General features: G+C 70.9%; 6 protein-coding genes. 3 read left to right on the forward strand and 3 right to left on the reverse strand.

The window, feature by feature from the left end:
• Positions 1–3: 3 nt before the first annotated feature.
• From GA0070604_RS14300 to GA0070604_RS14310, 3 genes are read right to left on the reverse strand one after another with little or no spacing between them, the layout of a single operon-like run.
• Positions 4–1,110, reverse strand: a complete 1,107-nt coding sequence (locus GA0070604_RS14300; protein ID WP_091118401.1) for an acyl-CoA dehydrogenase family protein — start codon at positions 1,108–1,110, stop codon at positions 4–6.
• Positions 1,100–1,390 carry an acyl carrier protein gene (locus GA0070604_RS14305; protein WP_208602050.1) on the reverse strand — a complete coding sequence of 97 codons (291 nt, stop codon included), beginning with the start codon at positions 1,388–1,390 and terminating at the stop codon, positions 1,100–1,102. The genes GA0070604_RS14300 and GA0070604_RS14305 overlap by 11 nt, the downstream gene beginning before the upstream one ends.
• Entirely contained in the window at positions 1,387–2,247 is an 861-nt protein-coding gene (locus tag GA0070604_RS14310; protein WP_244161895.1) for a 3-hydroxyacyl-CoA dehydrogenase family protein, read from the reverse strand. Before GA0070604_RS14310 ends, GA0070604_RS14305 begins: the two co-directional genes overlap by 4 nt.
• A 199-nt stretch (positions 2,248–2,446) precedes the next feature.
• On the opposite strand from GA0070604_RS14310, the gene GA0070604_RS14315 reads away from it, so the two are divergent.
• From GA0070604_RS14315 to GA0070604_RS14325, 3 genes are read left to right on the forward strand one after another with little or no spacing between them, the layout of a single operon-like run.
• Positions 2,447–4,222: an AfsR/SARP family transcriptional regulator gene (locus GA0070604_RS14315; RefSeq protein ID WP_091118402.1), complete on the forward strand. Its 1,776-nt coding sequence runs from the start codon at positions 2,447–2,449 to the stop codon at positions 4,220–4,222.
• 33 nt (positions 4,223–4,255) lie between these two features.
• Positions 4,256–4,642 carry a VOC family protein gene (locus tag GA0070604_RS14320; protein WP_091118403.1) on the forward strand — a complete coding sequence of 129 codons (387 nt, stop codon included), beginning with the start codon at positions 4,256–4,258 and terminating at the stop codon, positions 4,640–4,642.
• Positions 4,643–4,665: 23 nt separating this feature from the next.
• Positions 4,666–18,207 carry a type I polyketide synthase gene (locus tag GA0070604_RS14325; protein WP_091118404.1) on the forward strand — a complete coding sequence of 4,514 codons (13,542 nt, stop codon included), beginning with the start codon at positions 4,666–4,668 and terminating at the stop codon, positions 18,205–18,207.
• Position 18,208: the final 1 nt, after the last annotated feature.

Below are 18,208 nucleotides of genomic sequence, written 5' to 3' on the forward strand. Positions count from 1 at the left end.
CTGCTACGGCAGGGTTAACGCGTGTTCCGCGAGGATCAGCTGGCAGACCTCGCTCGTGCCCTCGATGATTTCCATGAGCTTCGCGTCCCGGTACGCGCGGGCAACGACGTGGCCGTCGCGCGCGGACGACGAAGCGAGCACCTGCACCGCCGTGGCGGACGCCTTGGCGGCATTGGTGGCACTGACGTGTTTGGCGAGGATGGTGGCCGGGACCATGTCGGGCGAACGCAAGTCCCAGCTGCGGCTCGCGTGTTCGCACGTCCTGGCGGCGACCTGCTCCGCCACCCAGAGGTCGGCGAGGTGCCTGGCGACGAGCTGGTGCTCGGCCAGTGGTTTGCCGAACTGCTCGCGTGCCGTGGCGTGTGCGGTCGCGGCACGCAAGCAGGCGCGCAGGATGCCGACACAGCCCCAGGCCACCGAGATCCGCCCGTAGGCGAGTGCCGTCGTGACGAGCAACGGCAACGACAGGTCATGCCCGCCGAGCACGTTCCCGGCCGGCACCCGTACGGCGTCCAACGTGACGGCGGCATGCCCTGCGGCACGACACCCGAGCGGGTTGGCGACCGGCTCGACGCCCACACCGACCGCCGATGTCGGTACCACGACCGCAGCCGCACCGTCCCCGTACCGCCCGATGATCACGAGCAGATCCGCGTAGGCGGCCGCGGTGACCCAGACCTTGTGTCCGGTTAGGACGACGTCGTCGCCGTCCCGACGGATCTCGGTGCTGATGGCCGACAGGTCGCTGCCGGCATCCGGTTCGCTGAACCCGACGGCCGCCAACCTGCCGCCGACGAGCATGGGCAGGAACCTGTCCTGCTGTTCCTGATCGGCGAGGCGGGCAATCGTCCAGGCCACCATTCCCTGCGAGGTCATGACGCTGCGCAGGGAGCTGCACCTGCTGCCGACGTGGGCGGTCAGCTCGCCGTTGTCCAGGCTGCTCAGCTCAAGGCCGCCGTGCCGCGTCGGAACCTGCGCGCTCAACAGGCCCCGACTGCCGAGCTCCCGGAGCACCGGCTCGGGAAGGCGACCCGACACGTCCCAGGCGCCGGCCTGGTCGCTGACGAGCGTGTCGATGAGCTCACACCCGTCGGCGAGCTCAGACCCCATCGGACGACGGCTGCCGCAGGCGCGCCACCAGTTCGGTCATGGCGCGGATCGACCGAAAGTTGTCCATTTTCAGGTCGGCGCCGACGATCGACACGTCGAAGGACCGTTCCAGGTGGACGACGAGCTCCATCGCGAACATCGAGTTGGCCACGCCACCGGAGAAGATGTCCTGATCCGTGGTCAGCGTCGTCTTGAGCCTCTTTTCCAGAAAGACGCGCAGCTCATCCTCGACCGTGACGGCGGCCGGTGAGCTCAGCTCGACGGCGGGATCGGTTGTCACGACGGCACCTCTCCATAGTCGTAGAAGCCACGGCCGGCCTTGCGGCCCAGGTGTCCGTGGCGGATTCGGTGGATCAGCTCCGGCGCGGGGCGGTAGCGGTCCTCACCGGTTCGTTCGTGGAGCGCGATCAGGGAGTCGGCCAGGTTGTCCAGGCCGATCAGGTCGGCGGTGCGCAACGGTCCGGTCGAATGGCCGAGACATCCCTCAAGCAGGGCGTCGACGTCCTCCACAGCGGCGACGCCCTCGCCGACGATCCGCGCCGCGTCGTTGATCATGGAGTGGAGCAACCTGCTGGTGACGAAGCCCGGAGTGTCCCGTACGACGATCGCGCGCCGGCCCAGTGCGTCCAACAGCGCGATGACGGCGGCCATCGTCTCGTGGGAGGTGCGTGGCCCACGCACGACCTCCACCATCGTGATCAGGTAGGCCGGATTCATGAAGTGTGTGCCCACGAGGTCTTCCGGTCGGGGCAGGTCCGCCGCGAGCTCGTCGATCGGGATGCTGGAGGTGTTGGAAACCAGCGGCGTGCCCGGCCCTACCACGGTGGCGGTCTCGGCCAGCACCTTTCGTTTGAGCTGGGACTCCTCCGTCACGGCCTCGATGACCGCGTCCACGACGCCAACATCTCGGATCGACGTGGAGATCGACAGGTTCCCGGGCGGCCGCCCCGTTGGCAGCACGCCGAGCATCTGCGCGTGCCGGAGTTGGTCGGGAAGCCGGTCGCGGGCGCGGGCCAACACGTTTTCGTCGACCTCGACGAGGAAGACGTCCATCCCGTGCCCGACGGCCATCGCGGCGATGCCCGACCCCATGACGCCGGCCCCGAGCACGGCGAGCGACTGTGGTTTTCGGTCCACTGTGCCTCACAACGGTTGCGATTCGCGCACTGGCGAACACCGGACAGGTGTCGCCGCAGCCGTGGTCACATTGACGGCAACGGAATCGAAGCTACCACCTCCGAGCGGCCTGGGAACCATATATGCGCAGCCTTATGCGGTCGGCTATGCGCTCTCTCGGCCATGATGAGCAGACGTTCAGTCGCAAACAAGGAGACCGATGGATTTCCGGATTTTGGGTACTCTCGAGGTCGCTGCGTCCTCGGGTGCGTCCATCCGGTTCGGTGGCCCCATGGTGCGGACGTTACTGGCCGCTTTGTTGGTACGAGCCAACAAGTCCGTGGGGGCGAAACGGCTCATCGACATCATGTGGGACGGACGCCCACCGCGCACCGCGATGTCCACCGTGCACGCATATGTGTGTCGACTGCGTTCTCGGCTGGCCGAAGCGGGTGCCGACGGCGCCGACCGGATTCTTACGGACGCACAGGGCTATCGCATCCGGGTCGCTGAGCACGAATTGGACGCAACGGTTTTCCGGCACCACGTGAACCGGGCCCGATCCATCAGGGAAAGGGGCGACGCGGCAGCCGCCGCGGAGGAGTTCCAGGCGGCACTGCGGTTGTGGCGCGGTCCCGCTTTCATGGACATCAGGTCCGGGTTCGTCCAGCCGCACGCGGTCAGCCTGAACGAGACGCGAATGGAGGTGGTGGAGGAGCGGCTGGCCATCGCACTCGAGACGGGCGCGCCAGAGGTGGTCGCAGAACTCCGCAAGATGGTGCTGATGTACCCGTCGCGTGAGCGGCTCACCGGTCTGCTGATGCTCGCGTTGCACCGCGCCGGCCGGCCCGCCGAGGCGCTGCAGGCATTTCACGCCATCCGTGAGAGGTTCCGCGATGCGTTGGGCATGACGCCGGGCCGGGAGCTGCGGGCACTGCACCAGCAGATCCTGAGCGACACAGTCACCCCAGCGGCGCCAGCGCGCGTCCAGTTCGCCGCCAACCGTAACCTTCCGCCGGACCTGGTCGACTTCACCGGCCGCCGGGCCGAGGTCCACCGGCTGACGCGAGGGCTTGCCGACACCGGCGCCGTCGCGGTGCACTCGATCACCGGCATGGCCGGGGTCGGCAAGACGGCCCTGGCGGTGCACGTCGCGCATCTCGCGGCCGACCGTTATCCGGACGGGCAGCTCTTCCTCGACCTGCGGGCGCACGGTGCCGACTCCGGCCCGCTGCCCCCCGCTGCCGCGCTGGAGACGCTGCTGCTCATGATCGGGGTTCCTCGCGCGTCGCTTCCAGACACCCTGGAGGTGCGAGCGGCGTTGTGGCGCACCCAGATGGCCGACCGGCGGGCGGTGGTCGTGTTGGATGACGCGGCCTCGCTCGCGCAGGTCGAGCCCCTGCTGCCCGGCAACAGGGACTGTGCCGTCCTGGTGACGAGCCGGCACCAGTTGGCCGGCCTCGCGTCGACCGATACCGTGCCCGTCGAGCCGTTGCCACTCGGCGACGCCACGGATCTGTTCGCCGCCATCGTCGGCCGAAACCGCCCGGTGCCCGGTCGAGACGAGATGCGCGACACCGCCGCGCTCTGTTCATGCGTCCCGCTAGCGGTTCGCGCCGCGGCGGAACGGCTCGTGTTCCGCCGTACGTGGACTGTCGGCGACCTCAATCGCTGGCTCGCCGACACCCGCGCCGTGCGGCCGGAAAGGGGCGCCCGAGACGCGGCGATGGGCAGCGCCCTCGCCTACTCGTTCCACCATCTGGATGTGGATTCGCGAGAGCTGTTGGTGTCGCTCGGCGCATATCCGGACAGCGTCTTCGACGTCGACTCGGCCGCCGCATGGGTGGGTGTGCCGACCGAGGAAATCCGCCAACGACTGGAGCTGCTGGTCGACCGAAACCTGCTCGAGTCACCTCACTACGGAACCTACCGGTTCAACGCGCTCGTACGCGCCTACGCCTGTGATCAGGCTGTTGCTGTTCGCGGCGCCGCCTGATCGATCAACAGAAGGAAGCAAAGGAGAAGCGTAATGTCCCGCATTTACAATGGTGTCTCGGTATTCGAGATCTCGACGGATGACCCGGAGGCCGCGGAGCGGTTTTACGGCGAGGTTTTCGGCTGGACGTTCTCGGCAGGACATGGCAACCCCTACAGCCTGATCAGGACCCCGGACACCAACGGGCTGATGGGCGGGCTCTGGGACAACCGAACTGAGAAGGCCGAGAACTGGGCGATCATCGGTATTCAGGTGGAAGACGTGGAGGAGACCTGTGCGAAGGCCCTTGCCGTCGGCGGAAAGCTGTACGGACCGCCGATGACCAGCCACGGCGGTGAGGGAGTCTTCGCCCACCTGCTCGATCCGTCCGGCAACCACATCGCGGTCTACTCCATGCGAGAGGACCAGCCCGAGTCCTGATTTCCCTGGCAAAGCGGAGGCCAGTGGTGGACGAGGAAAAGTACGCGAGATACCTCAAGCGGGTAACCGGCGACCTGTACCGGACCCGGGAGCGACTACGCGATCTCGAGGAGCGAGGCCGCGAGCCGATTGCCGTGGTGGGCATGGCCTGCCGGTACCCGGGCGGGGTCCGCTCGCCGGAAGACCTGTGGCGGCTGGTGTCCGCCAGCCGGGACGCCGTGTCCGGGTGTCCGGCCGACCGCGGATGGCAGGCCACGCCGTCTGTCCCGCTCGACGGCAGTTTCCTGCCCGACGTGGCCGACTTCGACGCGGGATTCTTCGGAATAGCGCCGCGTGAGGCCCGCGCCATGGATCCGCAGCAGCGGCTGCTGCTCGAAACGGCGTGGGAGCTGTTCGAACTGGCCGGGATAGACCCGATGGCGTTGCGCGGCAGCGACAGCGGCGTCTTCGTCGGGCTGACCGACCAGGACTACGGCGCTGCGGCACGGGCGCCCGACAACGGGCTGGCAGGTCACCTGCTGACGGGTCTCACCACCAGTGTCGCCTCCGGGCGGATCGCGTACACCTTCGGTTTCCAGGGACCGGCGCTGACGGTGGACACCGCGTGTTCGTCCTCGATGGTGGCAGTACACCTCGCCGGCCAGTCACTGCGAGAGGGCGAGTGTTCTCTCGCGGTGGCCGGCGGCGCGGCGGTGATGACCACTCCCGCGGTGTTCCACGAGTTCGCCCTGCAGGGTGGGTTGGCCGGAGACGGGCGGTGCAAACCGTTCGCGGCGGCAGCCGACGGTACGGGGTGGGGCGAGGGCGTCGGGCTCGTCCTGCTGGAGAGGTTGTCGGACGCCAGGCGCAACGGGCGCCGCGTACTGGCCTTGCTGCGTGGCTCCGCGGTCAATCAGGACGGCGCATCCAACGGATTGACCGCGCCGAACGGCGCCGCGCAGGAACGGGTGATCCACCAGGCTCTCAGCAACGCCCGGCTGACGCCGTCCGAGGTGGACGCGGTGGAGGCGCACGGCACCGGAACCGAGCTCGGCGATCCGATCGAGGCGCGTGCCCTGCTGGCGACGTATGGCAGGAGCCGACCGGCGGACCACCCGCTGTGGCTGGGGTCGGTCAAATCGAACATCGGCCACACCCAGGCCGCGGCGGGCGTGGCCGGCCTAGTCAAGATGATCATGGCCATGCGGCACGGCGTCCTGCCGAGAACACTGCACGTCGATCGCCCGACCCCGCACGTCGACTGGTCGTCCGGCGCGGTCCGCCTGCTGACCGAGCAGATCGCGTGGCCGTCGACGGGGCGCCCCCGGCGGGCCGCGGTCTCGTCGTTCAGCATCAGCGGCACCAACGCGCACGTGATCGTCGAGCAGGCACCCGAGGCGGAGGAGGGCGCGGACCGGCCCGTGGACGGCGCGTATGTCCCGTGGCTGCTGTCGGCCAAAACCGAGGAGGGGCTGCGGCAGCAGGCGCGCAATCTGGTTCAGCACGTGGACGAACGCGCCGGCACCGCGGACATCGGCCTGTCACTGGCTACGACCCGGGCCCACCTCCGGACGCGCGCGGCCGTCGTCGCACGTGACCGTGCCGGGTACGTCGCGGGCCTCACCGCGCTGGCGGACGGTGTCCCCGCGACGGGCGTGAGCGTGGGCACGGCGGGGCCGGGCCAGGGTGGCACCGCGTTCCTGTGCGCCGGTCAGGGGTCGCAGCGGTTGGCCATGGGACGCGTACTGGCCGAGGCGTACCCGGTGTTCGGCGACGCGTTCGGTGAGATGTGCGCGCTGTTCGACGGCAGGCTGGACGTGCCGCTGCGGGAGGTCGTCTTCGCCAGGGAGAGCAGCCGGGAAAGCGAGCTGCTCGACCAGACGGTCTTCACCCAGGCGGCGTTGTTCGCGGTGGAGGTCGCGCTCATCCGCCTGTTCGCGTCCTGGGGCCTGCGACCGGACGTCCTGGCCGGTCACTCGATCGGCGAGGTGGCCGCCGCGCACGTCGCGGGCGTGCTCACCGCTGCCGACGCCGCCGTCCTGGTGGCGGCCAGGGGACGACTGATGCAGGCGCTGCCGACCGGGGGCGCGATGGTGGCGATCAACGCCACCGAGCCGGAGGTCACGGCATCCCTGGCCGAGTACCTGGACCTGGTCGGCATCGCCGCGGTGAACGGCCCGCGTTCGGTGGTGATCTCCGGCGCCGAGGACCCGGTGCTCCGGGTCGCCGCGACGTGGCGGGCGCGCGGGACGAGGACCAAGCGACTGACGGTGAGCCACGCCTTCCACTCGCCGCTGATGACGCCGATGCTCGCCGAGTTCGGCGAGGTGGTCGGTGGTCTCACGCTGTCACCGCCTCGGGTTCCGGTCGTCTCGACCCGCACCGGCGCGGTGGTGACCGACGAGATGGCGACCGCCGGGTACTGGGTCCGGCAGGCGCGCGATGCCGTGCGGTTCCACGACTGCGTCAACACCCTGAAGAGCCTCGGGGTCACGAGGTTCGTCGAGATCGGTCCGGACGGGTCGCTGAGCGCGATGGGCCGCGAGAGCGCCGATGACGGTGCCGCCACGTTCATCCCCGTACTGCTCGGGGGCGATGAGGTCGCGGCCGTGAACACCGCGGTGGCGCAGGCACACGTGGCCGGTGCCGCGGTCGACTGGGCCGCGTTCTTCCCCGATGACGCGCGGCGGGTCGGCCTGCCGACCTACCCGTTCCGGCGACAGCGCCACTGGCCGGGGCCGCCCCGGCAGTCCATCGACAGCTGGGGTTACCGGATTGGCTGGACGCGACTGCCCAGTGGCGAGCGACCGAGCCTGTCCGGCAGGTGGCTGCTGGTCAGCGGTGCGGCGAATCCCTTTGCCGACGCCGTCGACATGACGCTGCGTGAGCACGGCGCCGACGTGGTGCGCGTCCCGGTGGAGCAGTCCGAACGCGATCGGGACACCCTTGCCGCCCGGCTCCGCGCGGCGTGCCAGGACCAGGGCGCCGTCGGCGCGGTGTCGTTGCTGGCCCTCGGCGAGGACCCCGCCGGCGCGACCCTGACGCTCGTGAACGCGTTTGGTGCCGCGGGCGTGTCGGCCAGGCTGTGCTGTGTCACCCGGGGCGCCGTCGCGACGAGCGACGCGGATCCGGTGCCCAGCCCCGAGCAGGCCGCGGTGTGGGGCCTCGGCCGGACCGCGGCACTCGAACACACCACGCGTTGGGGTGGCCTGGTAGACGTCCTCGACCTCGACACCGACGACGCTCGCGGCCTGCTGGCGTACGCGTTGTCCAGAGCCGGCGGTGAGGACCAGGTCGCGATCCGCCCGGCCGGCATCCTCGGCCGCCGCCTGCATCGCACAACGGTGACCGAACCGGCGGGTGAGCCCTGGGCGCCCACCGGCACCACGCTGCTTGTCGGCGATCTGGGCGGGCTGGACGCCGAGTTCGTCCGCTGGCTCGACGACTGCGGGGCCGAGCATGTGGTGCTGGCGGGCGCCGTCGACCGAACGCGGCTGGCGCGGATGCTCGCCGAGCTGCCCGCTGAGCACCCGCTTACCACGGTCATCCACGTCGGTGGCCCCGGTCTGCCGGTCACCCTGGCCGAACTCGACGCGGCCTCGCTCCGAGAGCGGCTCACCGGGGACACGTCTCCCGACGCCCTTCTCGCAACGGTCGGCGAACACGCGTCGCTCCGGACGGTCGTGCTGTTCTGCCCACTCGCCAACGTGTTCGGCGGCGTCGGTTACGGCGCGCAGGCGGCGGTCGCCGCGCACTGCGACTCGCTTGCCCTACGGCGAGACGGGCAGGGCGTGCGGATCCTGTCGCTGACCTGGGGGCGGTGGGCCGGCCAGCACAGCGCCGGTGACGCGGACGGCCACGGGCTGCGAGAGATCGCCGTGCCGCTGGCGCTCGCCGCGCTGCGGGCCGCGATGGGATCCGGGCACCGTACGCTGCTCGTCGCCGACCTTGACTGGACGCGGTTTCTCCCCTCGTACACCAGCCTGCGCCCGAGCCGCCTGGTCGCCGACCTGCCAGAGGCGCGGGTCGCGGAGGCCGGCGGGGACGGACCACCGGACAATCGGATCGCGCAGCGGCTGGCCGGTCTCTCGGCCGCCGACGGCGACCGGCTGCTGCTCGACCTCGTTCGTGCCCACGCCGCCGCCGTGCTCGGGCATTCGTCCGCGAACGAGGTGGGGCCGAGCCAGTCCTTCCGCGACGCCGGGTTCGAGTCCCTGACGGCCGTTCGGCTGCGGGACGAGCTAGCCACGGCGACCGGTCTGCGGCTGCCGGCGACGATGGTCTTCGACCATCCGACGCCGCGAGAGCTGGCTGCCTTCCTCCGCACGTGTGCCACCGGTGTGCCCGAGGACGCGCCGGTGCAGCAGCGGGACGCCGGGGCCGCACACGACGAGCCCATCGCGATCGTCTCCATGGCGTGCCGCTACCCGGGCGGCGTGGCGACCCCGGAGGACCTCTGGCAGCTCGTGCAGGCGGGCGGCGACGCGATCGGGCCGTTCCCGACGGACCGCGGCTGGGACCTCGACCGGCTCCACCATCCCGATCCGGACCGGCAGGGCGCCTCGTACGCCCGCTCCGGCGGGTTCGTCCACGAGGCGACCGAGTTCGACTGCGACTTCTTCGGCATCTCCCCACGCGAGGCCCTCGCGATGGACCCTCAGCAGCGGTTGCTGCTGGAGGCGTCGTGGGAGGTGTTGGAGCGGGCGCGAATCGACCCGCGTTCGATGCGCGGCACCCAGACCGGCGTTTTCGCCGGCATATCCGGGCGGGACTACGCCGGCAGCCTGGCCGGCACCCCGGATCATGTGGCCGGGCTGCTGCTGACCGGGAACGCGACCGGCGTGGTGTCCGGACGGGTCGCGTTCACGTTCGGGTTCGAGGGGCCCGCGGTGACGGTGGACACGGCGTGTTCGTCGTCGCTGGTGGCGTTGCATCTCGCGGCGCAGTCGTTGCGGAGCGGTGAGTGCACGCTGGCGTTGGCCGGCGGGGTCACGGTCATGTCCACGCCGATCGAGTTCGTCGAGTTCTCCCGGCAACGAGGTCTGGCGCCGGACGGCCGGTGCAAGTCGTTCGCCGCCGCGGCGGACGGGACAGGTTTCGGTGAGGGCGTCGGTGTCCTGCTGCTGGAGCGGTTGTCGGACGCGCGGCGCAACGGGCATCAGGTGTTGGCGGTGGTGCGTGGTTCGGCAGTGAATCAGGACGGCGCATCGAACGGTCTGTCCGCGCCGAACGGTCCGTCGCAGCGGCGGGTGATCCGGCAGGCGCTGGCCAACTCGGGCCTCCACGTGTCCGACGTAGACGTCGTGGAGGCACACGGTACCGGCACGACGCTGGGTGATCCGATCGAGGCGCAGGCGCTGTTGGCCACCTACGGCCAGCGTGATCCGGAACAACCCCTGTGGTTGGGCTCGGTGAAGTCGAACATCGGGCACACGCAGGCGGCCGCGGGCGTGGCCGGTGTGATCAAGATGGTGCTGGCACTCCAGCACCGCCGGTTACCGAAGACGATGCACGTGGATGAGCCGACGCCACACGTGGACTGGTCGACCGGTGCGGTGCGGTTGTTGACCGAGGAACAGGAATGGCCACCGAACGGCCGGCCGCGACGTGCCGGGGTGTCCTCGTTCGGAATCAGCGGCACCAACGCACACGTCATCATCGAGGAGAGCGAACCCACCGCCCAACCACCGGACACGTCCCGGACTCCCTCGCTGGTGTTGTGTGCCCTGTCGGCACGCAGCAGCGACGCCCTTCGGGCACAGGCACTGCGGTTGGCCGACACGCTCACCGGGAATCCGGACCTGCGACCGGCGGACGTGGCCGCGGCCCTCGCCACCCGTACGCGGTTTGAGCACCGCGCGGTTGTCGTCGCCGGAGACAGGGAGGACCTGCTGCGGGGGCTGACCGCTCTCGCGCGCGGGAAGCCAGCCACGAACCTGGTCTGCGGTGTCGCGTGCACGCGGGACGGCGCGGACCTGGCACCCGTTCTCGTGTTCCCCGGCAAGGGCGCGCAGCAGATCGAGACCATCGCCCGCCTGCTCGACACCGCGCCGATCTTCGCCGAGTCGATCGCCGGGTGCGAGCGTGCGCTGGCGCCGTTGGTGGACTGGTCCCTGGTTGACGTCCTGCGCCGCGCCGATACCGCACCCCCGTTCGAGCGCGATGACGTGCTGCAACCGGTCCTGTGGGCCGTGATGGTCGCGCTGGCCGACCTGTGGGGCAGCTTCGGGGTCCGGCCGGCCGCGGTCGTCGGGCCCTCGCAGGGTGAGATCGTCGCCGCCACCGTTGCCGGGGCGCTGTCCCTGGAAAACGCCGCCCGCGTGGTGACAACTCGCGGCCGCGTGGTGATGCCACTGCGCGGCACCGGTGGCCTGATGTCGATCGCGCGGCCGGCGGGCGAGGTGCGCCGTCTGCTCGCGGAGCGGCCATCGAGCCTGGAGATCGCGGTCATCAACTCTCCTGCTGCGGTGGTGGTGGCCGGCACGCCCGAGGACCTCGACGACCTGCGGGCGGTGTGCGAGGCTCGGGGAATCCGCGCCCGCCGGATGCCCGCCGACTACGCGTCGCACACCAGGCAGCTGGAACAGGTGCGTCCCGCGATGGTCGGCGCGCTCGAACCCGTCCGGCCGCGGTCGACGACGATCCCGTTCTGCTCCAGCATCGCCGGGGATGTGATCGACGCCGCGACGCTCGATGCTGAGTACTGGTATCGCAACCTGCGTTGCCCGGTGCGGTTCGACAAGGCGGTCACCACGCTGGCTCGGCGGGGGCACCGGGCGTACGTCGAGGTCGGCACCCACCCCGTTCTGCTGGCCGCCACCCAGGAGAACGTCGAGGCGGTCCTGGGCTCGGGCCATGATGAGGCTGTCGTGGTCAAGACCCTGCGCAACGACACCGACGCCCTGTGGCAGTTCCACCTTTCCGTTGCCGAGGCACACGTCCGCGGAGTCCACGTGGACCTAACCGCCGGACTTCCGGCAGACCGCGGCGGTGTCGTGCTGCCGACGTACCCCTTCCAGCGACGGCGGTACTGGCTGGCGTCCGACGGCGAGGAACAGCCGGTACAGCGGGTGAGCGGCACCGACGAGTCCTTCTGGACGGCGGTCGAGCGCGCGGACCTGACGGCGCTGACCACGACGCTCGGGGTCGACGGTGACCAGCCGTTCCGCGCGGTGCTGCCCGCGTTGGCGCTGTGGCGTGGAAACAGCCGGGACAGATCGACGATGAACTCCTGGCGTTACCGGGAGACGTGGACCCGGCTCGGTGAGTCGCCTGCGACCGGGCTGCCGGGCACCTGGCTGGTCGTGACGCCCGACGAGCAGGCGTTCGCCGAGCTGGCACTGTTGCGTGCCGAGGGCACTGATGTCGTCGAGCTCCGGATCGAGTCCCGATGTCCCGACAGGCACGAGCTGGCGGAGCGGCTGCGGACCGCCTCTACCGGGCACGATTTCGCCGGCGTGCTGTCCGCGTTGGCCCTCGACGAGGAGAGGGTCGGCCCGTCAGCCGCCGTGCCGAGAGGCTTCGCCAACAACGTCACGCTGATGCAGGCGTTGGGCGACGCCGATGTCGAGGCGCCGTTGTGGTGTTTCACCCGGGGTGCGGTCGCGACCGGCGCCACCGAGCCGCTGCCCGCCCCGGCGCAGGCCCTGGTGTGGGGCCTCGGCCGGGTCATGGGGCTGGAACACCCGGATCGCTGGGGCGGGGTGATCGACCTGCCGGTCGGCGGCACCACTGACCGTACCGGCGTGCGGAGGATGGTGTCCGCGGTGCTCGTCGAGGACGAGGACCAACTCGCGGTGCGCGACTCGGGTGTGTACGTCCGGCGGCTGGCGCGGGCGCCGCTGGCCGAGAGGGGCACGCGTACCTGGCGGCCGAGCGGCACCGTGCTGATCACCGGTGGCACCGGTTCCCTCGGTGCGCACGTGGCGAGATGGCTCGCCCGCAGCGGCGCGGAGCACTTGGTGCTCACCAGCCGCCGCGGGCAGGAGTTCCCAGGCGCGACGAAACTCGCCGCTGAACTGGCTGGCCACGGGTGCGCGGTGACGACCACCGCGTGTGACGTCGGGGACCGGGACGCGGTACGCCGGCTTCTGGCCGACCTGCCGCCGCGCCACCCGTTGACCGCGGTCGTTCACGCGGCCGGCGTGCTCGACGACGCAGTGGTCGAGGACCTGACGACGGAACAGATCGACCGGGTCCTCCACGCCAAGATGACGGCGGCGCTGAACCTGCACGAGCTGACCTCGGACCTGGATCTACAGGCCTTCGTGCTGTTCTCCTCGGCCGGCGCCACGTTCGGCGCGCCTGGGCAGGGCAACTACGCGCCGGGCAACGCCTTTCTGGATGCGCTGGCGCGGCACCGGCGGGCGGCCGGCCTGCCGGCGACCTCGGTCGCCTGGGGCGCCTGGCAGGACTCCGAATCGGCGAGAGGTGCGGTGCGGAGCACGCTCGACCGGTTCGGGACGCCGGCGTTGGACACCCGGCTGGCCATCGAGGCGCTGGCGCAGGTGCTCGCCCACGACGAGGTGCACACGTTCGTCGCGGACATCCGGTGGAACCGCTACCTCGGGGCAAGGACCGCCGTGCGGCCCAGCCCGCTGTTCGACGACATACCCGAGGTTGCGGCGTTGCGTGTGAATTCGTCGGCGAACGACGCGGACACGTCGTTCGCCGCGCGCATGGCCGCGTCGACCGGTGCGGAACGGGACCGCATGCTCGTCGAGACGGTGCGTTCGCACACCGCCTCGGTGCTCGGCTACGACTCGCCGGACGACGTCGGGACCAGGCGCGCCTTCACCGACGCCGGGCTCGACTCGGTGATGGCCGTTGAACTGCGCAACCGGCTCGTCCGCGACACCGGGTGCGCACTGTCCGCGACCGTGGTGTTCGACCACCCGACCCCGGCCGCCCTCGCCGAACACCTCGGGTCGCTCCTGGCCAACGAGTCCAGCGGTGCCGCGACACCGGCGCGGGCCGCCGTACCGGTGGGGGAGCCGATCGCGATCATCGGCATGGCATGCCGCTATCCGGGCGGAATCGAGTCCGCCGAGGAGCTGTGGCAACTGCTGGTCGCCGGCGAGGAAGCACTGTCCGAGCTGCCTGCTGGGCGTGGCTGGCCGCCCGGCGCCGAGTACCGTACCGGGGCTGGAGAACATCTTCGTATCGCCACCGGTGCGGGTGGGTTCCTGCACGACGTGGCCGGCTTCGATGCCGGGCTGTTCGGCATCAGCCCGCGCGAGGCGCTCGCGATGGATCCGCAGCAGCGGTTGTTGCTCGAGGTGACCTGGGAAGCCCTGGAACGGGCCGGGATCGACCCGACTTCCGTGCGGGGCAGTCATACCAGCGTCTTCGCGGGGGTCGCGGGCAGCGACTACGCGACGGTCCTGCGGGCAGCATCCGACAGCACCGACGGGCACCTGATGACCGGCAACGCGACGAGTGTCGTGGCCGGCCGCGTCTCCTACGCGTTCGGTTTCGAGGGGCCGGCGGTGACGGTGGACACGGCGTGTTCGTCGTCGTTGGTGGCGTTGCATCTGGCGGCGCAGTCGTTGCGGGGTGGCGAGTGCTCGCTGGCGTTGGCCGGCGGGGTCACGGTGATGGCGACACCCGAGGTGCTGGCCGAGTTCTCCCGCCAGGGCGCGCTCGCGGCGGATGGCCGGTGCAAGGCGTTCGCCGAGAGTGCGGACGGCACCGGGCTGGGTGAGGGTGTCGGAATCCTGTTGTTGGAGCGGCTCTCCGACGCGCGGCGGAACGGGCACCCTGTTCTGGCGGTGCTGCGTGGTTCCGCGGTGAACCAGGATGGCGCGTCGAACGGGTTGACGGCGCCAAACGGGTTGGCGCAGCAGCGGGTCATTCAGCAGGCGTTGGCGAACGCCGGCTTGCGGCCGTCCGACGTCGATGTTGTCGAGGCGCACGGTACCGGTACCGCGTTGGGTGATCCGATCGAGGCGCAGGCGTTGTTGGCGACGTATGGTCAGCGGGATCCTGATCGGCCGTTGTGGTTGGGGTCGGTGAAGTCGAACATCGGGCACACTCAGGCCGCTGCCGGTGTGGCTGGTGTGATCAAGATGGTGCTGGCGCTCCGGCATGGTCGTTTGCCGAGGACTCTGCATGTGGATGAGCCGAGCCGGCATGTGGACTGGTCGGCTGGCGCGGTCCGGTTGTTGACCGAGGAGCGGGACTGGTCGGCGAACGGCCGGCCGCGGCGAGCCGGGGTGTCGTCGTTCGGGATCAGCGGCACCAACGCACACGTCATCATCGAGCACGTTCCCGACGAGGCCGGTGACACCGGTGAGCACCGCGGGCTTCCGCTGGTGCCGTGCGTGGTGTCCGGTCGAACCGATGCCGCCATGCGTGCCGGCGCGCGGCGGCTCCACGACGCCGTAGCCGCCGATCCCGACCTGTCTCTCGTCGATATCGGCTTCACCGCCGCAACCACCCGGGCGGCGCTCGAACACCGCGGTGTCGTCCTCGCGACGGGCCGGGAGGAACTGCTCGCCGGCCTGGACGCGCTCGCGGACCGCCGTCGTACCCGAGCCACGTTCGAGTCAACGGCGTCGGATCGCCTACAGGCTTTTGTCTTTCCCGGGCAGGGGGAGCAGCGTCCCGGCGTCGGCGCGGCGCTGCACGCCCGGTTTCTGGTGTTCGCCGACGCGTTCGACGAGGTGTGTGAGCATTTCGACCGTTGGCTCGACCAGCCGTTGGCCACCGTGATGTTCGCCGGCCCCGACTCGGCGTTGGCCCAGCGCACCGACTACGCCCAGGCCGGTGCCCTGGCGCTCGGCATCGGGCTGTACCGATTGCTCGGATCGTGGGGTGCGGCGCCGGACTACGTGATGGGCCATTCCATCGGCGAGGTGGTGGCAGGTTGCGTCTCCGGACTGCTGCCGATCTCCGACGCGGTTGACCTGGTGGCGGCGCGGGGCCGGCTGATGCGGGCACTGCCGCCCGGCGGGGTGATGGTCTCGTTACGCGCCACCGAGGACGAGGTCGTGCCGCTGCTCACCGCCGGGGTGTCGCTTGCGGCCGTGAACGGCCCGAACTCCGTTGTGCTGTCCGGCGACGAGGACGCGGTCACGGCTCTCGTGGACAGGTTCGCCGAACGGAAGACCCGACGGTTGCGGGTGGGGCACGCGTTCCACTCGGCCCGCATGGACGGGATGCTCGACGAGTTCCGCGGCGTGGTCGAGGGCGTGTCGTTCCGCCCTGCCGCGATCCCCCTGGTGTCGACGGTGACCGGCCGGGTCGCCACAGCCGAAGAACTGGCCGATCCGGAGCACTGGGTGCGCAACGTCCGGGAAACCGTGCGTTTCGCCGACGCGGTGACCACACTTGCCGGTCTCGGTGTCGGCCGCGTCCTCGAACTGGGCCCGACGGGTGTGCTGTCCGCCATGGGCGCCGAGTGCGTCGAGGACGGCATGCGGTTCGTCCCCGCCCTCCGGGCCGATGCGGCGGAGCAGCAGTCCGTCGTCCGGGCCGTGGCCGAACTGCACGCCTGTGGCGCTTCCCTCGACTGGCCCGCCTTTTTCGCCGGCACCGGGGCGCACCGGACCGTCCTCCCGACCTACCCGTTCCAGCGGCGCCGCTACTGGCCGACAGTACGCCAGGAGGCGATCGGCGGCGGCACCTGGCGCTACCGGGTCAGCTGGAAACCGGTGCCCGACGAGCATCAGCCGAAGCTGCATGGGACCTGGCTGCTTGTCACACCCGACGGTCGGGACACGGGCTGGACCACGCGGGTCGCCGACGGCATCGCCGCCAGGGGAGCGGAGGTGGTCCCGCTCCGCATGTCCGACGTACGCCCCGAACGAGCGATTCTCGCCAAGCGGTTGGCCGACCTCACGGACGACACCGCGCCGGCGGGGATCGTGCTGGCGGCGCCGGTGCGGGACGGCGCCGACCCGGCGCGACCCGTGGCGGAGATGGTGCTGTTGGTGCAGGCGCTCGGCGACGCCGGCATCGAGAGTCCGCTGTGGTGTGTCACGTCGGGCGCGGTGTCCGTCGGTGACACCGATCCCGTGACTGATCCGGTCGGCGCCCAGTTGTGGGGGCTGGGCCGGGCCGTGGCACTGGAGCACCCGCGCCGGTGGGGCGGCCTGGTGGACCTGCCGGAACGCGTCGACGACCGCGCTGTCGACCGGCTTGTCCACGCGTTGTGCGGCGCGTCGGGTGAGGACCAACTGGCCGTGCGCGCCGACGGGCTCCACGCCAGACGACTGGCGCCGGCCGAGCCAGCAGGACCGAGTGACCGGTGGCAGCTCTCGGGCACCGCGCTGGTGACCGGTGGGACCGGGGCGCTCGGGGCACGGGTGGCTCGCTGGCTGGCTGGCAGGGGCGCCGATCACCTGGTGCTGGTCAGCCGTCGCGGTATGGCCGCCCCGGGCGCGCCCGAGCTGGCCGCCGAGCTGACTGCCGGGGGAGTACGGGTGACGATTACGGCGTGCGACGTCGCCGATCATGCGGCACTCGCCGCCGTCATCGAGGGGATTTCCGACGACTGCCCGCTCACCGCGGTCGTACACGCGGCGGGCGTGCTCGCCAACGCGCCGGTCGACGCGCTGGACGTGGCTGCGGTGGACGCGGCTATCGACGGTAAGGTCCGGGCCGCCATCAACTTGCACGACCTGACCAAGGCCCACGACCTGACCGCGTTCGTCCTGTTCTCCTCGATCGCCGGGGTGTGGGGCAGCGGGAACCAGGGCCTCTACGCGGCCTCGAACGCCTTCCTGGACGCGCTCGCGTCGCAGCGCAGGGCCGAGGGACTGCCGGGGACCTCGATCGCCTGGGGCGCCTGGGACGGCGGCGGGCTGGCCACGGGGGCGCCCGCGGTGCAGTTGCGCCGCAGGGGAATTCGCGCCATGGCGCCCGAGGCGGCCGTGCGTGAACTCGGCGCGGTGCTGGACCAGGACGAGACCTTCGCCGTCGTCGCGGACGTGGACTGGGCGAGGTTCGTGCCGTCCTTCACGGTCAACCGGCGCCAGCCCTTGATCGAGGATCTGCCCCAGGTCCGTCGCCTGGCCGCGGAGGAGGAGACCGGGCAGGACCGCCGGGACACGAACGGCACCCCGCCGTACGTCGCACGGCTGGCCGGCCTGCCAGCCGAGGAGCGCGCCCGCGTCCTCGCCGAGCTGGTGCGCGACACGATGGCCCGGGTGCTCGGACACGACGGCACCGGGGAGGTCAGCGCGGACGCGGCCTTCCGGGACCTCGGCCTCGACTCGCTCACCGCGGTGGAGATGCGTACCGAACTGGCCGACGCGACCGGCCTCAAGCTGCCCACCACGGTGGTCTTCGACCATCCGACGCCGGCCGCGCTCGCCGCCCACCTGGACGCCGAGCTGCATACGGGCGTCGCGGTGGCCGACCTGCCGGTGCTGACACAGATCGAAGCTCTGGAGGCCGCGCTCGCCCGGGTGACCCGGCAGGACACCGCCAGGACCAGGATCACCACCCGGCTGCGCCACCTGATGCTGGCATGGGGCGGCGACGCACCTGATGAGTCCGGCGAGGCGGTCGCGGGCCGGCTGGCGACGGCCACGGACGAGGAGATGTTCGACTTCATCCAACGGGAGCTGGGGACGGGCTGAT

It is taken from the genome of Micromonospora eburnea, from assembly GCF_900090225.1.
GTDB lineage: Bacteria > Actinomycetota > Actinomycetes > Mycobacteriales > Micromonosporaceae > Micromonospora > Micromonospora eburnea.

What these genes read in the sequence shown, in the direction of transcription:
- GA0070604_RS14300 (WP_091118401.1), bottom strand. Translation starts at nt 1,110, where the DNA reads ATGGGGTCTGAGCTCGCCGACGGGTGTGAGCTCATCGACACGCTCGTC.
- GA0070604_RS14315 (WP_091118402.1), top strand. Translation starts at nt 2,447, where the DNA reads ATGGATTTCCGGATTTTGGGTACTCTCGAGGTCGCTGCGTCCTCGGGT.
- GA0070604_RS14320 (WP_091118403.1), top strand. Translation starts at nt 4,256, where the DNA reads ATGTCCCGCATTTACAATGGTGTCTCGGTATTCGAGATCTCGACGGAT.